Annotated in this window: 17 protein-coding genes and 1 other annotated feature; of the genes, 6 read left to right on the top strand and 11 right to left on the bottom strand. The window is 36.1% G+C overall.

What is annotated here, in order from left to right; translation table 11 throughout:
* Window positions 1–45: 45 nt before the first annotated feature.
* Window positions 46–319, bottom strand: a binding site (T-box leader).
* Window positions 320–669: 350 nt separating this feature from the next.
* The 4 genes from AZF04_RS14185 to AZF04_RS14200 all read right to left on the bottom strand — a co-directional run bounded on the left by AZF04_RS14185 (window position 670) and on the right by AZF04_RS14200 (window position 4,817).
* The gene (locus AZF04_RS14185) at window positions 670–1,326 is read right to left on the bottom strand and encodes a YesL family protein (protein WP_061949290.1); all 657 of its coding nucleotides are present in this window, start codon (window positions 1,324–1,326) and stop codon (window positions 670–672) included.
* 60 nt (window positions 1,327–1,386) lie between these two features.
* Window positions 1,387–2,217, bottom strand: a complete 831-nt coding sequence (locus AZF04_RS14190) for a carbohydrate ABC transporter permease (protein WP_061949291.1) — start codon at window positions 2,215–2,217, stop codon at window positions 1,387–1,389.
* On the bottom strand, window positions 2,214–3,224 hold the full coding sequence (locus tag AZF04_RS14195; RefSeq protein ID WP_161485268.1) for a carbohydrate ABC transporter permease: 1,011 nt from the start codon (window positions 3,222–3,224) through the stop codon (window positions 2,214–2,216). The genes AZF04_RS14190 and AZF04_RS14195 overlap by 4 nt, the downstream gene beginning before the upstream one ends.
* Before the next feature lie 162 nt (window positions 3,225–3,386).
* Window positions 3,387–4,817 carry an ABC transporter substrate-binding protein gene (locus AZF04_RS14200; protein ID WP_061949293.1) on the bottom strand — a complete coding sequence of 477 codons (1,431 nt, stop codon included), beginning with the start codon at window positions 4,815–4,817 and terminating at the stop codon, window positions 3,387–3,389.
* 630 nt (window positions 4,818–5,447) lie between these two features.
* On the opposite strand from AZF04_RS14200, the gene AZF04_RS14205 reads away from it, so the two are divergent.
* A complete protein-coding gene (locus AZF04_RS14205; protein WP_061949294.1) occupies window positions 5,448–6,467 on the top strand; it encodes a LacI family DNA-binding transcriptional regulator in 1,020 nt (339 codons plus the stop codon).
* Between the two features lie 164 nt (window positions 6,468–6,631).
* Here AZF04_RS14205 and AZF04_RS14210 read toward each other — a convergent pair whose 3' ends face one another.
* Genes AZF04_RS14210 through AZF04_RS14220 form a run of 3 tightly spaced genes read right to left on the bottom strand, consistent with a single transcriptional unit; the run spans window position 6,632 to window position 10,239 of the window.
* Window positions 6,632–8,188, bottom strand: coding sequence for a glycoside hydrolase family 43 protein (locus tag AZF04_RS14210; protein WP_061949295.1), 1,557 nt, complete (start codon window positions 8,186–8,188; stop codon window positions 6,632–6,634).
* 18 nt (window positions 8,189–8,206) lie between these two features.
* Window positions 8,207–9,367, bottom strand: coding sequence for a Gfo/Idh/MocA family protein (locus AZF04_RS14215; RefSeq protein WP_061949296.1), 1,161 nt, complete (start codon window positions 9,365–9,367; stop codon window positions 8,207–8,209).
* Between the two features lie 14 nt (window positions 9,368–9,381).
* Window positions 9,382–10,239 (bottom strand): sugar phosphate isomerase/epimerase family protein, encoded by an 858-nt coding sequence (locus AZF04_RS14220; RefSeq protein WP_061949297.1) that lies wholly within the window; start codon window positions 10,237–10,239, stop codon window positions 9,382–9,384.
* A 146-nt stretch (window positions 10,240–10,385) separates the two neighbouring features.
* Between AZF04_RS14220 and AZF04_RS14225 the strand changes: the two genes are divergently transcribed.
* Complete coding sequence (locus AZF04_RS14225; RefSeq protein WP_045478641.1) at window positions 10,386–11,219, top strand: AraC family transcriptional regulator; 834 nt, start codon at window positions 10,386–10,388, stop codon at window positions 11,217–11,219.
* 5 nt (window positions 11,220–11,224) lie between these two features.
* Here AZF04_RS14225 and AZF04_RS14230 read toward each other — a convergent pair whose 3' ends face one another.
* A complete protein-coding gene (locus AZF04_RS14230) occupies window positions 11,225–11,443 on the bottom strand; it encodes a hypothetical protein (protein ID WP_061949298.1) in 219 nt (72 codons plus the stop codon).
* Between the two features lie 201 nt (window positions 11,444–11,644).
* Here AZF04_RS14230 and AZF04_RS14235 point away from each other — a divergent pair, with 201 nt between their 5' ends.
* The 4 genes from AZF04_RS14235 (at window position 11,645) to AZF04_RS14250 (ending at window position 14,807) form a co-directional block, all read left to right on the top strand.
* Complete coding sequence (locus AZF04_RS14235) at window positions 11,645–12,196, top strand: NADPH-dependent FMN reductase (protein WP_061949299.1); 552 nt, start codon at window positions 11,645–11,647, stop codon at window positions 12,194–12,196.
* A gap of 685 nt (window positions 12,197–12,881) precedes the next feature.
* Window positions 12,882–13,220: a sigma-70 RNA polymerase sigma factor region 4 domain-containing protein gene (locus AZF04_RS14240; protein ID WP_061949300.1), complete on the top strand. Its 339-nt coding sequence runs from the start codon at window positions 12,882–12,884 to the stop codon at window positions 13,218–13,220.
* Complete coding sequence (locus AZF04_RS14245) at window positions 13,208–13,429, top strand: hypothetical protein (RefSeq protein WP_064504148.1); 222 nt, start codon at window positions 13,208–13,210, stop codon at window positions 13,427–13,429. The genes AZF04_RS14240 and AZF04_RS14245 overlap by 13 nt, the downstream gene beginning before the upstream one ends.
* A gap of 250 nt (window positions 13,430–13,679) precedes the next feature.
* Window positions 13,680–14,807 carry a hypothetical protein gene (locus AZF04_RS14250; protein ID WP_061949301.1) on the top strand — a complete coding sequence of 376 codons (1,128 nt, stop codon included), beginning with the start codon at window positions 13,680–13,682 and terminating at the stop codon, window positions 14,805–14,807.
* A 72-nt stretch (window positions 14,808–14,879) separates the two neighbouring features.
* On the opposite strand, the gene AZF04_RS14255 is transcribed toward AZF04_RS14250, so the two are convergent.
* The 3 genes from AZF04_RS14255 to AZF04_RS14265 form a co-directional block, all read right to left on the bottom strand.
* Entirely contained in the window at window positions 14,880–15,155 is a 276-nt protein-coding gene (locus AZF04_RS14255; protein WP_061949302.1) for a hypothetical protein, read from the bottom strand.
* 270 nt (window positions 15,156–15,425) lie between these two features.
* Window positions 15,426–16,085, bottom strand: coding sequence for an ABC-2 transporter permease (locus AZF04_RS14260; RefSeq protein WP_061949303.1), 660 nt, complete (start codon window positions 16,083–16,085; stop codon window positions 15,426–15,428).
* Window positions 16,082–16,945 (bottom strand): ABC transporter ATP-binding protein, encoded by an 864-nt coding sequence (locus tag AZF04_RS14265; RefSeq protein ID WP_061949304.1) that lies wholly within the window; start codon window positions 16,943–16,945, stop codon window positions 16,082–16,084. Before AZF04_RS14265 ends, AZF04_RS14260 begins: the two co-directional genes overlap by 4 nt.
* Window positions 16,946–16,947 lie beyond the last annotated feature (2 nt).

The following is a 16,947-nucleotide window of genomic DNA, read 5'->3' on the forward strand; positions in this document are numbered from 1 at the left end:
TCATTACCTTTAAATATAAAAAAACACGTCCTTATCCTAAATTAGGATAAGGACGTGTTGTCATCACGTGGTACCACCTTACTTTACTGCTTGCTCACACAAAACAGCCTCATCAAGTACGAGAGTGACATTATGTCCCCTTTATACTGTGGTCTTGATAACGAGGACCAAAACTCGTCGAAGCCTAATAATATTTTACAATACGTTCAGCAAGAAACTCAGAGGCCATTTTTCGGATACTTATTTTTGCTTCTTCTCAGCTACCGAAGCTTTCTGTAAAAAATAGATATATCTTACTTTTTCTCTTCATCATTTTTGAAAAATTTGTATAATTCGCAAGTTAAAAATGATTATATAAGATTTCTTTATGATATACAAGAACTTTTTTTCACTTTTTTCTATTTGAATCAATTTTATAATGAAAACTGAACGATTAGGTTTTTGATTTTCACTTTAGGTAGATGCTTTCCCAAGGGCTTGTCTTCAGCTAACTCTGATTACGCAGAGCTTCGTCAGAGTGGATCTTCAAACGGCGCTGTTCCTTTGGGAGTCACTACCTACCGTTTCAATCAAGAAGTAAATTGCAAACGTTTAAAACATATTTTATAAGAAACGTTCTGTTTTATTCATTTATAGAGCAATTATGAAATTCACTCATCTAAGTTATGATTAGCGATTATTCAAAGAGATTTCTTGTTTTGATTGCTTTCTATTTTTACTTTCTATTTTCATAAAAACCACGTAAGCAAATCTCATAACTAGTAAACTGAGAATACTCCCTGAGAAGAAGGGAGCAACAGCCGGAAATACACTAGACAAGTAGATGATCACTACAGAAGTTAGAACGATATAAAAGGACTGTATCGGATACGAGACGCTAATGATAAAGCTATATTTAAAAATCTCTAAGCCTTTAATATCAAAGTGGACATAGACAGGAATTAGGAAAGCTACGAATAACAAGTAAAAAATAGCTAATGCTATAGATAGATAGAATAATAAACCTCCAACTTGATTATTCATTTCAACAAAGAATATAAGGTTACGGTAAAGGATGTAACCAATCCCTACGATAATCGGCGCCCACAAATTGACTTTTAAAAAGGATTGCTTATAGCTTTTCCAAAAGGTACTCCATATAGGAAAATCTTCTTTTCCCTTTATCCAATGCCTCACTATCGTAAACATTGAAATCGTTGATGGAAAAAAACCCAAAATGACTAGACCTAATAATGAAAAAAAGAGCCATAAAACATTAACATAGGCTAAGCGCATCATCCAAACAGTAAGTTTATAAAGCTTAGAATCTAATGAGAAGATATTCATTTAGCACACACCTCTGTAGGATTAATTTAATAGAAAACAAAGGAGTCTATTAAGACTCCCTTAGTTTTTGACAGCTCCAGCAATACCCTCTATAAAATAGCGTTGCATAATAATAAAGATGAACATGACAGGAAGCAAAGATATCGTTGCCCCTGCTGCCATTCCGGCAAAATCCGTTGCATATGTCCCGACAAAGCTTTGCATCCCAACCGCTAACGTTCGGATTTCTGGACGACTAATTGACAATACAAGAGGAATTAAGAACGAGCTCCAAGTCCAAATAAACTGCATAATCGCTGTCGTTGCTACAATTGGCATACTTAGAGGAAGCATGACCTTCCAAAATACGGTTAAGAACCCCGCACCATCAATTTCTGCAGCCTCTTCAAGCTCTTTCGGTATATTAGCAAAGAAGGAAGCAAACATTAAAATAAAGAGCACATGTGCACCCGATGATTCAGCTACAATCATTCCTAATATCGAATCTTGCAACCCCAAAAAGCTAACGATTTTAAAGAGAGGAATAATCGTATAGCCTTTTGGTATGAACATAATCGCTACTACGATAATAAGGATTACTTTTCGACCAGGAAAGTCTATTCTACCCAATACATAGCCTGTAAGGGCAGACAGCACTATGACAATAATTACCGTTGCAATCGTGAAAATCACGGTATTCACAAAGTAACCTGAAAAGTTAGCGGTCTCCCAAGCTCTATAAAAATTCTCCCATTGTGGGACCTCTGGCAATAAAGTCGTTCCGCTTGTCAGAAACTCTCTATTAGTCTTTAACGAGGAAAAGACCATCCAAATAAATGGGTATATCCATATGATCCCGAAAGCAATTAAAAATATATGGATCATAAGGCGTGCTGATTTTGTTGTAATCATTTGTGAACACCACCCTTTGGTTCAACTTTCATTCTACGCTTCATTAAATTTTTCCCAAATGCAGCAGCTCCAAAAACGGTACTAATAATAAAAGTAAAAATTCCTAATAAAACCCCTGCCGCAGAGGCGTAGCCCATTCTAGTAGTTCCTCCACCAAATTGACTTGTAAAGGCAAAATTGTAAATGAATAAATCTAGCGTTTCTGTTGCAAAATTTGGACCTCCATCTGTAAGTGTTTTGACTAAATCAAAGGCATTTACACCACTTACTAATGAGAGCAGGATAATAACCATCATCATTGGCTTTAATAAAGGCAAGGTAATGTACCATAGCGTCCTCCAGAAACCCGCTCCATCTAACTGGGCGGACTCATACAGGTCATGGGGGATCGACTGAAGACCAGCTAACCAATAAACCATATTAATTCCAAGCCCTTTCCAAGCACCAACGACTATCAGAATCATTAAAGCTAAAGTCCCCTCAGTTAACCAAGTGATAGGTGTTGATATAATATTTAATTGAAGAAGAAGCTGATTCACAAGACCTCTTATCCCAAATAAATTACTCATGATAATTCCGACAATTGCTGTTGTCGTTACTACCGGTAAAAAGTATATGACTCGATAAATGCCCCTCCCTTTTAGCTTCGCATCATTTAAAATAATCGCTAATATTAAAGCAACCCCTACACCAATCACCGTAGTTCCGACAATATAATAAATAGAAACGACTAAAGAGTTCCAAAACCTTGGTGAATTTAATAATTGGATATAGTTACCCAGTCCTACAAAATTATTTAATGGGCCGATTCCCGTCCAGTCATAAAAAGAGTATATGTAGCTCATAACAATTGGATATGCAGAAAAAACAAAAAATACAATAATTTGTGGAGCAAGGAAAATATACGCCCATATTGCCTTTTTCCTTTTTTGCACATTTAATGTACCCTTTTTACTATCTGCCAAATGCATCGAACCGTCCTCTTTATTTAGTTTTGTATTAGACATGTTACACATCCACTCCCTCTATTCAAAAGTGTCCATATAAAAGTCATTTCACTAAGCACATGAATCATTACTCTAATTGTGAAAATGAAGACTATCTGTAAATAAATCACTATAGCCAAAGCTACTGACTATAGTGACGTTATAATTATCGTGAAATGAAATTTACCTTAATTCTTCATACATGTCATTCGTATACGGGACAAACGGCTCCCAATTTGGATAAGTGAAATCATCCTGTGATACTTCATCATTTTCCTCTAATAAATCAAAGAAATGGTCTTTCACGTTATTTTCAATTTGTCCTAAGGCCGCTTCTAGATCGGAAATATTATTAGTTAAATAACCAACAAGTGCCTCTCCAATCCCACTCACCTCTAATCGAGAGGATAAGTCTCGTTGGAATTGGATCGTAGCTGGATTTAATTCACCAGGAATCGGTACAGGTATAGACAATTGTTCTTGTAATTCTCCTATTGCATGATACTGCTCAAACGGAGGAGTACCTTCAACGTTCATTTTCGCCGGGATACCAGCACCTGTATTCACATAAACATCCTCATGGAAATGCTCTACCGCATACTCTAAAAAGAGCTTAATTTCCTCCCAATTTTCTGTATCATTACTCACCTGTATACTACTAGCTTCTGAACTGGCTCGATAATAATAAGGTTCTCCATCCTTTGTTGGCAATGGAGCAACTCCCCAATTATGAAAATCATTTTCTTCCGTTAGCTGCCTACCAACCCAATCACCACTAAATAAAAATGCTGCCCCTCCAATTGAAAATATAGCTTCAGACTCTCCTAAACCAATTTCTACACTTTCTGGAGCCATAATCCCTTGATCTAACATATCTTTCAACCAATAGGTAGCTTCTAATTTACCTTCTGTCATAAGTGAAGGTTCCCCTTCGATAAAGTCATAATTCCATGGAGTTTCTGGACTAATTGCCGTACCCATCATAGAGACCAATTGTTCATTTGCCCAGCCTGGATTATTCCATATTAGAGGATAAATAGCTCCCCCAGAACGCTCAAGAATTTCTTGACCGATTTGTTCAAAATCATCCCAAGTGGTAGGTACATCATCTTCTGTTAACCCTAACTCTTCTAAAACATCCAAATTATAATAAGTCATCATTGCTTTACTTCTAGGTGAAGCTAACGGAAATCCATAGACAACTCCTTCAGAGGTTGTCCCGTTTTCAAAGAATGACCCTTCGTGAAAAAGCTCCCTCACTTCATCTGTAAAAACCTCATCTAAATCTTTTACAGCATCAATACCTACTAATTCCTTTAACTCAACCGTGTTTGTCCACATATCAGGTAAAGTCCCCTCTGATAACGCTGTCCTTAATTGAGTTTCAGCTGTATCACTAGGAGTTTCCTGTCGATCAATTTTTATATGCGGGTATTCTTCTTCAAACTTACTTATAAATTCATCTAGCCCACCCCTAAGCTCTGCATAACGATTCCATAAGGTAAGCGTGACCACATCACCATCTTCTTGAGTGCTACTATCTTCGTTCCCACAAGCCCCTAAAATGGCGGTACATAACAAGCTAACTATTAATAACGTCATCATCTTTTTCATAAGTTCTCTCCTCTCGTTTTGCAAGAAATCTTTCTTAATACCTATGTGAATCAATTTCATCATTCATTACTCATAATGAAAACCGATTGATTTAGTTTTTGATTTTCACTTTAGGTAGATGCTTTCCCAAGGGCTTGCCTTCAGCTAACTCTGACTATACAGAGCGTCGTCAGAGTGGATCTTCAGACTGCGCTGATCCTTCGGGGGTCGCTACCTACCGTTACAATCAATCAACAAGAAATTCAAAAACATTCAATTCACATTTTATAATGAACGTTCGGTTTCATTCACTTATAGAGCAATTATGAAATTCACTCACTTAAAAAACGAAATAACTAAACTTTTTAAAATTTCTGATTGTAAGCGCTTATACAAAAATGTTAAATGAAACTCTCAATAAAAGTCAAGTAAATATTTACTGAATGAAACCGATTAAGATCAGTAAATATAGAAAGACAGTAATTAAAACCCTGATTTCTATCAATTTTTCTGCATAAAAATAATAAAACCTTAATCGATTAGGTAAACATTTACTAAATAATTTTTGTTTTATTGACTATTTCATTCTAATCGTTTACTTTAACTTTAGAAGATACAAACAAAATGACAGGATTAAAGAAGGAGTTGAAAATGGCTACCATAAAAGACATAGCGAGAAGGGTTGGGGTGTCTAATACAACTGTATCAAGGGTCTTAAATTACGACCCCAGCTTATCAGTAGGAGATACAACCAAAAAGGAAATATTCAAAGTTGCAGAAGAGCTTTCTTATACTAAGAAGAGAAAAAAATCTCAATTATTAAAAAAGGTTGCATTCATTCATATTAAAACAGAGCAAGAAGAATTAGATGATGTTTACTATATGGGCATTCGCCACGGTATCGAAGAGCGAGCTGAGCAGCATAACATACAACTTTTAAAGTTTCTAAAGAATGATTATACCAGTATCCCCAACGATATAGATGGAATCATTGTTGTTGGAGATACGTTTGAAGAACAAATAGATTCTCTAAAGGAAATTTCACCTAATATCGTTATTATAGATTCTTATTATACAAGTGATGACTGCGATGCCGTTTTGGTGGATTTCAAAAAGGTATCGAGTCAGATATTAGACTACTTTATTGGAACTGGACATAACCATATTGGTTTTTTGGGTGGATTACAAACATTCCTACATAATAAACCTCCCATTCAAGAAAAGCGTGAAATGTATTATAGAAAATATATGAGTGAGAAGGATTTACTGAATGAGAAGTACATTTTCGTTCAATCCTTCACGGTTAATGCAGGCTACCGCTTAATGAAAAGAGCGATTGCCGAATTAGGGAACGAGCTTCCAACTGCTTTTTATATTAGTAATGATTCTATGGCAATAGGAGCGATTAGAGCGTTACAGGAGGAAAAGATTTCTATACCAGATAGAGTGAGTCTCATCAGTATTAATGACATTAGTGTATCTAAATATATCTTTCCTCCAATTAGCACCGTTAGGATTGAAACAGAGCTTCTAGGTGAATCCGCAGTAGATTTAATAATGGAGCGAATGGTTCATGGACGTAAAATTAGTAAAACCGTCTATGTTGCCACTAAATTAATCATTAGAGATACGACTTTGCAAGAAAATGTAAAGCTAGAAAACCATCAATAAAACCCACCTATAACAAAAAAAGCCGGTAACCATTAGAAAAGGTCGCCGGCTTTTTACGCTTAAGGAAGGTTCAACAGGATTCTATGAACGTTTATTAAACAAAAAGTGAGATGAAGTCCAAGTCCACTCCATCTCCCCTTTGTCATGATACTATTATATCCTTACTATTTCCCAACATATTCAAACCAATCGAAATAAGCGTTGTTTTGACTTTCTTGACCGTTGGAGCTGGCATATAACCCAATTTCTGTTCCAACAAATCCTCCAGCCACATCTGTGCTTAATATTCTTCCATCGACATTTCGTTTTAAAGGCTTATAGTCTTTAGAATCCTCACTATAATAGAAATGATAATTTTGTTCCTCTGCTTCTATTTTCAAATAAAGCTTTTCTTGAGAAATCTTCTCCTCTTGAAGTATGGTTTCCTCTCCAGCTTCGCATTTTGTGAGTCGAATAACGAAATCATCTTTTAACTTTGACAGTAAAAAAGTATAGTGATATTCATTACTTTGAATGACTACCATACCTGCCGATTCAAATTCATTTTTTGGAGAAAACTCTATTACGGTTGATGCAGAAAAATGAATATGCTGCTGTCTTCTTCCGATAAAACTAGGATTCACTTTTTCCGAAATCATTTCAGGTCTAAGCTTTAATGATAGATAGCCTTCTTTGTCTTTTAAACTATAAAAATCCTCTGTAGGAGTTCTCAAAAAATTCCACTCTAAATCTAATTGATCACTATCAAAATGATCGCAGGCACTTGGAGTCACTTTCGATGTCTCCGCTTTAGGAAGTTTAGGAATGGCGTAATGCTCTTCTAGCTTTCCAGTGCCCGGGCTCATAATAGGCCAGCCATCTTCCCAAATGAGTGGAAATAAAAAGGTTTCTCTTCCTAAATTACGATAATATCCACCATAAATTCTCGACGCTAAACCTACAGCCCACCATTCCCCATTTTGAGTTTGAACGATATCACAATGACCGACATTTACCACGGGATAATCTCTACCAAAATGTCGGTGGGTAAGGATTGGATTACTAGGATTACCAGTGTAGTCGCCATTAATCTTTTCACTTCTTGCTACAGATACCGCATGCTGGTGACCAGTTCCTGCCTCTGAAATCAATAAATAGTAATAACCATTTATCTTATAAATGTGCGGACCTTCTGGCCAAATAACATCTCGAAGAGCACCCCTCCATAGACCATAAGATTCACCTACTAATTTAAATGATTGTATGTCTATTTCTTGTAGCCAAATCTCCCAGTTCCCACTATATTTTTCACCTTCAGGTGCCGGTCTTGTACCTGTGTAGTAAGCTTTACCATCATCATCAAAAAAGAGAGAAGGATCAATTCCTGGCGCTTCTAAATAATGAGGATCTGACCACGGCCCTCTTGGATCGGTTGCTGTCACAATAAAGTTCCCTCCATAAGTGACATTGGTCGTAATCATATAAAAAACACCATTATGATGACGGATCGTTGGTGCAAATATTCCTCCAGAATGCTTGGCTCCCTTCAAAGGTAACTGAGAAGGCCGATCAAGGACATGGCCGATTTGCTCCCAATTAACTAAATCCTTACTATGAAAAATAGGCACCCCTGGAAAATAAGCGAAGGTTGAGGTTACTAAATAATAATCATCTTCTACTCTACATATAGAAGGATCAGGGTAAAAGCCTGGTAATATCGGATTTTGGAAAGTCTCTTTCATATTGTTCCCTCCTAGAATTTAATAAGTTCCTGTTACATCAAGTGTTTGATTCTCACTTTCACTTTTATTAAAGGTCGATGAGGAAATCTTTTCTTGAAGCTTTTCATAAAATAAATCCTCATCAAACGGAATGTTAACCCAATCGTCCGTCCATGCTGATAAATGCATTGCATTTGAAATCGTTAATCCATGGATGCCTTCTATCCCTGGAGCTAACAGCTTTGTTCCATTTTGAATCGAATCTACCCAATTTCTCATAATACCGATATGCTGTAAATTCTCACCTGTTGTCGGAATTTCACATTTCCAGCATTCAGGACTTCCAAATCCACCTTTAAAATCACGATTAAATTGAGATTCTGGAACTCGCAAACGCCAAAAAGTTAACTTATCATCTTCCACAACTATTTTTCCTTTGTCCCCAGTAATCTCCAATCTATTCGTTCCAGGTGCTTCTCCTGTAGTTGTAACAAACAATCCAGTTGCACCATTTTCATACTCAACATAGGCTGTCACATCGTCCTCTACTTCTATATTTCTGTATTTACCAAATGACATAAACGAGCGCACCCTTTTTGGCATTCCGCATATCCATTGCCACAAATCAAGCTGATGTGGATCTTGATTGAGGAGAACACCTCCACCTTCACCAGCCCAAGTGGCTCTCCAGCCTCCTGCATCATAATAGCTTTGCGAACGGTACCAATTTGTAATAATCCAGATAGAGCGTTTCAACTCTCCTAATTCACCAGCATCTATTAGCTCCTTTAGCTTCAGATAAATTGGGTTTGTTCTTTGGTTATACATAATGGCAAACACCTTATCGCTTTTCTCAGCTACCGAATTCATTTCACGAACAGCTTTTGTATAAACTCCTGCCGGCTTCTCTATGAGCGTGTGATAACCACTCTTCAAAGCTTCCATAGCATTTTGAGGGTGATCGTAATGTCTTGTAGCAATAATAACAGCGTCAAAATCTTTGGATTGATAGAATTCTTCTTGAGAATCATAACAGGCCACATTTCCCCCCCAATGATCCCTTGCCCACTGAACTCGACTTTTACTGACATCGCAAATAGCAGTTAATTTAGCTTGTGGAACCAAATTCGCTAGCAGGCTCTTGGCATGACCCGTGCCCATATTACCTATCCCGAGTATACCTATTCGAACTTGCTTCATATAAAACTCCCCCTTTATGATTTTATTTCCTTTAAAATGTTTCCCAAAGCTTGAACAGCAACAGCAAAATTCCTTTGATCTCCCTCTGGTAAGTTCACTGCAGGAGAGTTTGGCTCTAAATCTTCGAATCCCTTGAACCCCCATAGGTGTGGTTCTAACGATAGAAAGCCTTCATAGCCATCTTGAGCTAACTCACTTAAAACTTCCTTAAGCTTTCCATCTCCTTCTCCAGCAGGAACCACTTTATGATTTTCATAAAGTGCGTCTTTTACATGGATATAAGAAATCTCTTCCTTTAATAATTCATAAGCGTGAGGGAAAACCTCCACATCACATTGAACAAAATTGGCAAAGTCGAAGATTAACGAAACCCTCTCCGATTGAAGCGCTTTCATAAGTTCTAAACAACGCTCTGGAGTATCCCCAAAAATACCCTTCTCATTTTCATGTAAAAGAATGATTCCTCTTCCTTTTGCAACCTCTAGAAACTGTTTCCAACGACTCACTACCTCATCTTTATAACGATCTGGGTTCTCGTCAGCAGGAATAAAAAAGCTAAACATCCTAATATATTGGCAACCCATGATCGCGGCAATTTCGATCGTATGCTTAAATAAGTCTAAATGGGGCTTAAAATCATCTGTTATCGATATTTTCCCGATAGGAGAACCGATTGCCGACAATTTAAAGCCTCTCCCATCTAATTTTTTCTTAATTTCTTTAACCTCTTCTAGAGAGTATGAAACAAAATTTCTTCCATTTACACCTCTCATCTCAATATGCTTAATACCATGACTTTCTAAAACATCCATTTGAATAGTTAAATCCTCATCAATTTCATCCGCGAAGGCTGACCAAACGAATTGATTCACGATATTATCATCCCTTCCCACTTGGCTTTTTTTATATTTTGTTAGTTAGTATTCTATGTTATCTTAAGCATATAATCATTGATTTTATTGCTCATTATATTGCAAATCTTGCTTTAGTTTTAAAAAGCTTAAAAGGAGGCAAAAAAATGGATACCCCTATACTGCGTCACTTTAGCCCGCATTTCTATCTTAATCATACGAAAACAGAAAAGCCTGTCGATGTCGCCACTCATATCCATGATTGCTATGAATTATTTTATTTTATTTCAGGTGATTTAACTTACTATATAGAGGGTCAAGCCTATCAGCTCTCTCCTCATGATATGATTTTGACGAACTCAAAGGAGCTTCATCGAATCGTATTCAATTCTTCTCACACATACGAAAGGAAATTTATCCATTTCACCTCTGAATATATTTCTGCGTATCAAATCGACGAATACAATATGCTTTCACATATAGAAAATAGAAAATTAGGTCATTTTAATCGCATTCCAGCTTCATTTGTCAAAAATGCAGGTATAGATACTCTTTGGGAAAACATTGAAAAAGCCTCTAGAGAACAATCTCTAGAGACTCCGATTTTAATTAAATCTTATTTTATTCAGCTGCTCATAAAAATAAATAATCAAATCGCCCAATACAATAATAAAGAGGAGCTAAGAAAACATGACGATAAGATTATTGCCATTTTAGAATATATAAATAAAAACCTAGAAGAAAAAATAACATTAGATTTGTTAGAGCAACAATTTTATGTTAATAAGTATTATTTATGCCACATTTTTAAAAAGAGTACTGGGTTTACAGTGATTGAATATATTACGTATAAAAGAATCATGAAAGCTAGCGAATTATTAACCTCTGGATATTCGGCACTTGATGCATCTCATTCAGTAGGATTTCATGATTATTCAGCCTTCTACAAAGCTTTTAAGAAAATAACAGGAGTATCTCCAAAGCAACTAAAAGAACATTAAATGTTTTAAATGTCCCTACCTTCTTTAATAGTCGTTATTACGAAAGAAACGGATAGCTTTGCTAGTACATAGGATAAAACAGCAAACACAATGGCAAAGATTAAAGAAAAAAAGTTATGCTCCTTGCTGAAAATGTCCCATGTATTGTAAAACCAACTAAATAAACGAATATAAAGGACAAAAAACATAAGGATTAACAGCGTTTTGACTGTCTTAAATTTCAACTAGCTCCCTCCGAACTTATAGAATTTTCAGAGTTATTATACTATATTTGAATGGCCCAATCTACATAGACATCAGTCAAAGTATCATTAAGGATACTATAATACAATAAAGTGCCTACTTCTATTTCTTATCCTTTAGTTATATGATTAGTTTAGTAAGAAATCATAATTAAAATAAGCCATTAAATAGGAGCGATAAATATGAGCGATAAATTGAAAATTGGTATTATTCTTGGAAGTACACGTGAAGGAAGAGTAAGTCCTCAAGTTGGTAATTGGGTAAAGGATATTGCCAGTGAGCATAAAGAAGCAGCATTTGAAATTATTGATATTGCAGATTATCATTTACCTTTCTTAGGCACGACTGATGGTAGTGAGCCTGGAATTGCCAAATGGAATGAAAAACTTAACGAAATGGATGGTTTTGTTTTTATCGTTTCTGAATATAATCATAGTATTAGTGGAGCACTTAAAAATGCGATCGATTTCGCAAGAGAAGCTTGGCAAAATAAAGCGGCTGGAATTGTTAGTTATGGTTCCACAGGTGGAGCGCGTGCTGCAGAGCACCTAAGAACGATTATGGGTGAATTAATGATCGCAGATGTTCGCACACATCCTACACTCTCTTTATTTACGGATTTTGAACAATTTACAACCTTCAAACCTGCTGACCTGCACCTTGATAACATCAACCTTATGTTAACTCAAGTAATCAGCTGGTCAACAGCTTTAAAAACCATTAGACAACCATAGTATAAAGTCTGTGCAAAGTCACAGGTTCATAGAGACCGGGACAAAACTTGTTTTAAAATCGGATGCAAACATCAAGAACGAACCATGAAACCCTCCTTGTAAAAAAAGGAGGTTTTTTTTTGAAAGGGTAGATTCCCTGTGAAAGGCGTAAGCTAGCGACACAAAGAATGGAGACTTCAGCGGGAGGAAGCGGCATGCCGAAGTCCACCTTTAAAAAAAGTTCATTCTGCAGCAACCCACCAGACGAAGTGTCCTGGCGGAGCGAACAGCTGGGCACCTAACATGCGAGGTAACATTCGTTCATGAGTATTGTCTCATCCCCTTTCTTCGTATATGGTTGAAAATTGCTTAATAGAGGGTTTTAATATACTCTTTTAAATTTCAAGAACATAAGGTCGCTTAAATAGCATAGAGAATACAGCTAATTACTCACTGTTAGTATTGAGTAATTAGCTGTTTTTTATATGTAAATGGAACCTTTTATATAGATGGACAAATCCAAAAAAGAAATAACTCCCAAGTGCCATGCACAGAATTTTAAATAGGATCCATTTATGACTGAACCTTACTTGAATTACACTTTACAAATTATGATAATCGCCTTTTTAACATTAAATTTCTTATATACACCGTTCCGATAACTAAAAACATTCATATTCTGTGAAACATGAAAGGAGGTCAATCTATGGAAATAGTAACCTTATATAAAAATGAATTAAAGCGTATTGCTTGGCGGTTACAATATAAAGCCAGAGTGCTTAGTAAAAGAGAGTGTCGTTCTATCGAAGATATCACTCCACACTATCACACTTCTAAAGAAGTAGATAATCTCATTTTAATCCAAGAACTGCTTGGAGAAATCCCAACCAATATGGGACGAAGGATTATTAAGGATTTGTTCATTAAAGATTACTCTGAAGCTCAACTAGCGAAAGAGTTAAATATGTCTCAACAGGCGGTGAATAAATGGAAAAGAAAGACGCTCAATTTACTCTCACAGAAAGTGAATTTTTGGACTTATTAGTAAAAGCAAGAAATAAAGATGAAAAATCAATATTAATACTTTTACATTATTTTGAACCGGACATGCGCTCTCATAGTCGCTATATTAAAATGCCCAAGGAAGATGCCTTGCAAAGCATGCGATTAGCGATGATCGAACTTTTTCATCATCCTCCCAAACCAGTGGCAGATATTCACTTTCCGGATTTAAACATTGAAAAGAGAGATTAAAACCTTTGACTTTCAATAGTAAGGTCAACAGTTTCAACAATTGTACTTGAATAGGTGTGGTCACTCTTTAAAAATAGACTCTTTTAACATTTAAAAACGGTTGTAAAAACAAGTTTGATTTTACCTTTTATAATGAGAGCGAATTAAAATAACAGATACAAACGTGGGATCGATTGTATTGTTATCATCCCTTTAATTCCCTCATCTATCCTATTACTAAAATATAATTTTAAAGAAAAGAGGATCACTTATGGCTTGTAATCAAAGTACTAAATCAATTGTATCAATCCCTAAACCTTCGAATTTGCCTAATACACCAAGCGCTTCTCCATTTGAACAAACTACTCGATTTTTTTGTTCGGATAACCCAGAAACGATTAATTCAAGTACCACCACCTTCACAAATGGTTTTGCAACTTTGTGGAGCGATACCGTTTCCGGCAGCTCTAGTGTACGATACAGAGTTTTTGCTTGGCATTATAATTCGACCGTATCACCTATGAAATTCGGTATCACAGTAGGTAATGCTGGTACTTCATCCTATTCTATTCATAATTTGAGAAATGCGATAGAAGTGCGTCCTTTCGGTCAAATTGGAGACTTAGGTAGATGCGCTGCTTCAGCTTTAATCGGAAATACTATGGATTCTATTACGCCAACGGATTCTTCTGCTCCAATAGGTGGCATCGGTGTAGTAAGAGAATGGATAGTCGGTGCTGGACAACTAGTAGGGGGAGTTATCGAATTTACAATAAGCAATACGACTCCGAATGTTGGAATGAATTACAGAGTGCGTACAGTCATGGCAAATAGTTCAACCGCCAACTTACGTTTAAATCAAACTCCCGTTGTCAACTATTTTGTTGGGCAAAATAATAGTATTCACCCTCGTGGCTCATGGGGATTTGCTGGCATTTCTAGTTCGGTAGCATACGAAGCCGCTGCATCCGGACAAAAATGGGAATACCATAGCATTAGTAACAATGCTACTGATAACCTTCAAACGGAGACTAATTCTTACAGAATACAAGGGGCTCCAACCAGTCAAGGACCCGCTTCCAGTAATAAAGGACATTATGGCTTAAAATATAACCTAGCAGTTACTCTCACAAATCGAAGTCAGGTTCAAAAAACGATAAAGATTTATCTGGCTGCGCGAGGTGCTGATTCCTATTTTGGTGCTGTACAATGGAGCGGAGATGGTATAACTTATAAAATTCCTACTTTAGCTCCTGCTAACGCAACAAGCTCTAATCAGAACGCTATTGAGGTTGCAACGGTGACTCTAAATCCAGGAGTAACCATCAATCGAACTATTACTATCTCAAACGCAGGAGGGGCAGCAACTCCCGTTCTAGTTGCATTTCAAACCGTATAGATAGAAATGTTTAAAATAGATAAAAGGGAGCTGTTACATGTGACAGCTCCCTTTGGCTTAATAAGACTTTCTTTAACGTGATAGCTTTTGCTTTTTGAACCACTTTTTATAAGCGAATAAAATAATTGCACAGATAGCTGTTACTGCTAAAAAGGTCCATACAAAAGAGCCAGGGGAATAGATAACACCAAACGCAACCTGTGTTTCTAAATAGGCAATGCTTGTATACTGTTCTGCAATTTCAGGCATATTAGAACTTGGTTCTATGCTACTTATTAAGAATAAACTTACATAGTAAGCAACGTGAATCAATAATGATCCTAAAACTGCTTGAAAAATGATTTTCATTCTTCCTTCTCCTTCTATAATGAATCATAAGCACTCATATATTCCACTCGTTAAAGGTGCTCACCACTTCATTGTCATATACTACCATTATATGGTATGAATTCTTGCTTTTGAAGAAAAATATTATGGTCTTGTCCATAAAAATATGAACTTTACGAACAAATAAATGGTTATGCTATTCACTCACTAGAAAAGACTGATCACCTAATTGAAATAGGTGACCAGCTATGGTTATTAGAGATAGGAGTGTCCTATCACCTACCCATATCTTTAAAATTCCTTTTTTTGATAAATAAACACTGTCACAAAATAAGAAAGGATAAAGATTATTAGATTTAAAACTAAGAATAGTAAAGAAAAAATTAAATCTATATGACCTTCTACAGATAAACCAAACCAGCCTAAGCTAATGATTTGTTGAAACAGCCAACCAGCAAAAATGTAAATGCCGATAGCCGAGAATACACCAATATATAAAATCATATCCGATTTTTCCGTACCATAATAGTACGTTAGTGGATAAGAAACATACCCAATAATGAACGCGATACCCATTCCATTCATTAATGAATTCAGGAGCGCACTCACTTGAATTCCTCCGATAAACTCATTCATCGCAAAGATTAAAAGAAAGGTTATCATCGTTCCCGCTAGTAGCAATAGTAAAAAGAAATAATAGTGACTTTGAACAACATGTCTTCTTTTAATCGGAAACGTCAGTACAAATTTATTCCAGCCTGATGCAGATTCATGCTTCAATGCTTCAAAAGCAGGGGAAATCATAAACATAATCGGAACCCAAGTAGCCATAGAGAGCAGCATATCATTGCTTGACAACAGCATAACTGCTACAAGAAGGACACTAATGAAGAAATAATTTTTTAAGCTCTTATCAACTGTATAATATTGATTAAGCACTAAGCCTCTCATCGTTTTTCTCCTTTCATTAATAAAAGCGTAACATCATCGATGGAAAAGGGTTGAACCTCTAATGGAGGTAGAATGGCTTCACGGTTATTGAAAAGGATTTGAACCTCTCCATTCTCTATTTTTCGGTGTGCCACTACATGATGATGATTGACTATTTTTTTGTACTGCTTCTCCTCACAGGTAGCTATAGCATAGCTATTTAGAAGCTCTTCTTTTTCAACCTTTAATACGATTTCGCCATCCTTTATAAAAACTAGCTGATCAGCAATTTTCTCAATATCTGATGTAATGTGTGAAGACATTAATATACCTTTTTCTTGATTCTCTACAAAAGCCTTTAGTACATCTAAAACCTCTTCTCTACCAGAAGGATCTAAACCAGCAGTGGCTTCATCCAGTATGAGAAGTTTCGCCTCATGAGATAGCGCTACAGCTACCGATAGCTTCATAGACATTCCTCTAGAAAAATCCTGTAGTTTCTTATCATTAGGTAAGTTAAAGAGTTTAATATAGTGGTGAAATGTACGTTGATTCCAACATTTATAAATCCGTTTAAGGACCTTTTCTAATTTCTTAATGGTAATTGCCTTTGGAAGCTTCATATCATCATATACGACTCCAATATCCTCTTTAAGAAGCTGGTTATCTGTATGCATTTCTTGACCAAATACCCTTATTACACCTTGGTCTTTATATAAAGTTCCTAGGACAGCTCCCATCGTTGTAGATTTTCCTGCTCCATTTTGACCTATAAAACCAACAATAGAACCACTAGGAATCGTTAAAGAGACATCTCTCAAGGCAAATTCAGACTTTTTATAGCGTTTACTTAAATGGTTTACTTCTAAAATAGCTGTCATTA

It is taken from the genome of Alkalihalobacillus trypoxylicola (assembly GCF_001590785.1).
GTDB classification, from domain to species: Bacteria; Bacillota; Bacilli; order Bacillales; family Bacillaceae_D; genus Alkalihalobacillus; species Alkalihalobacillus trypoxylicola.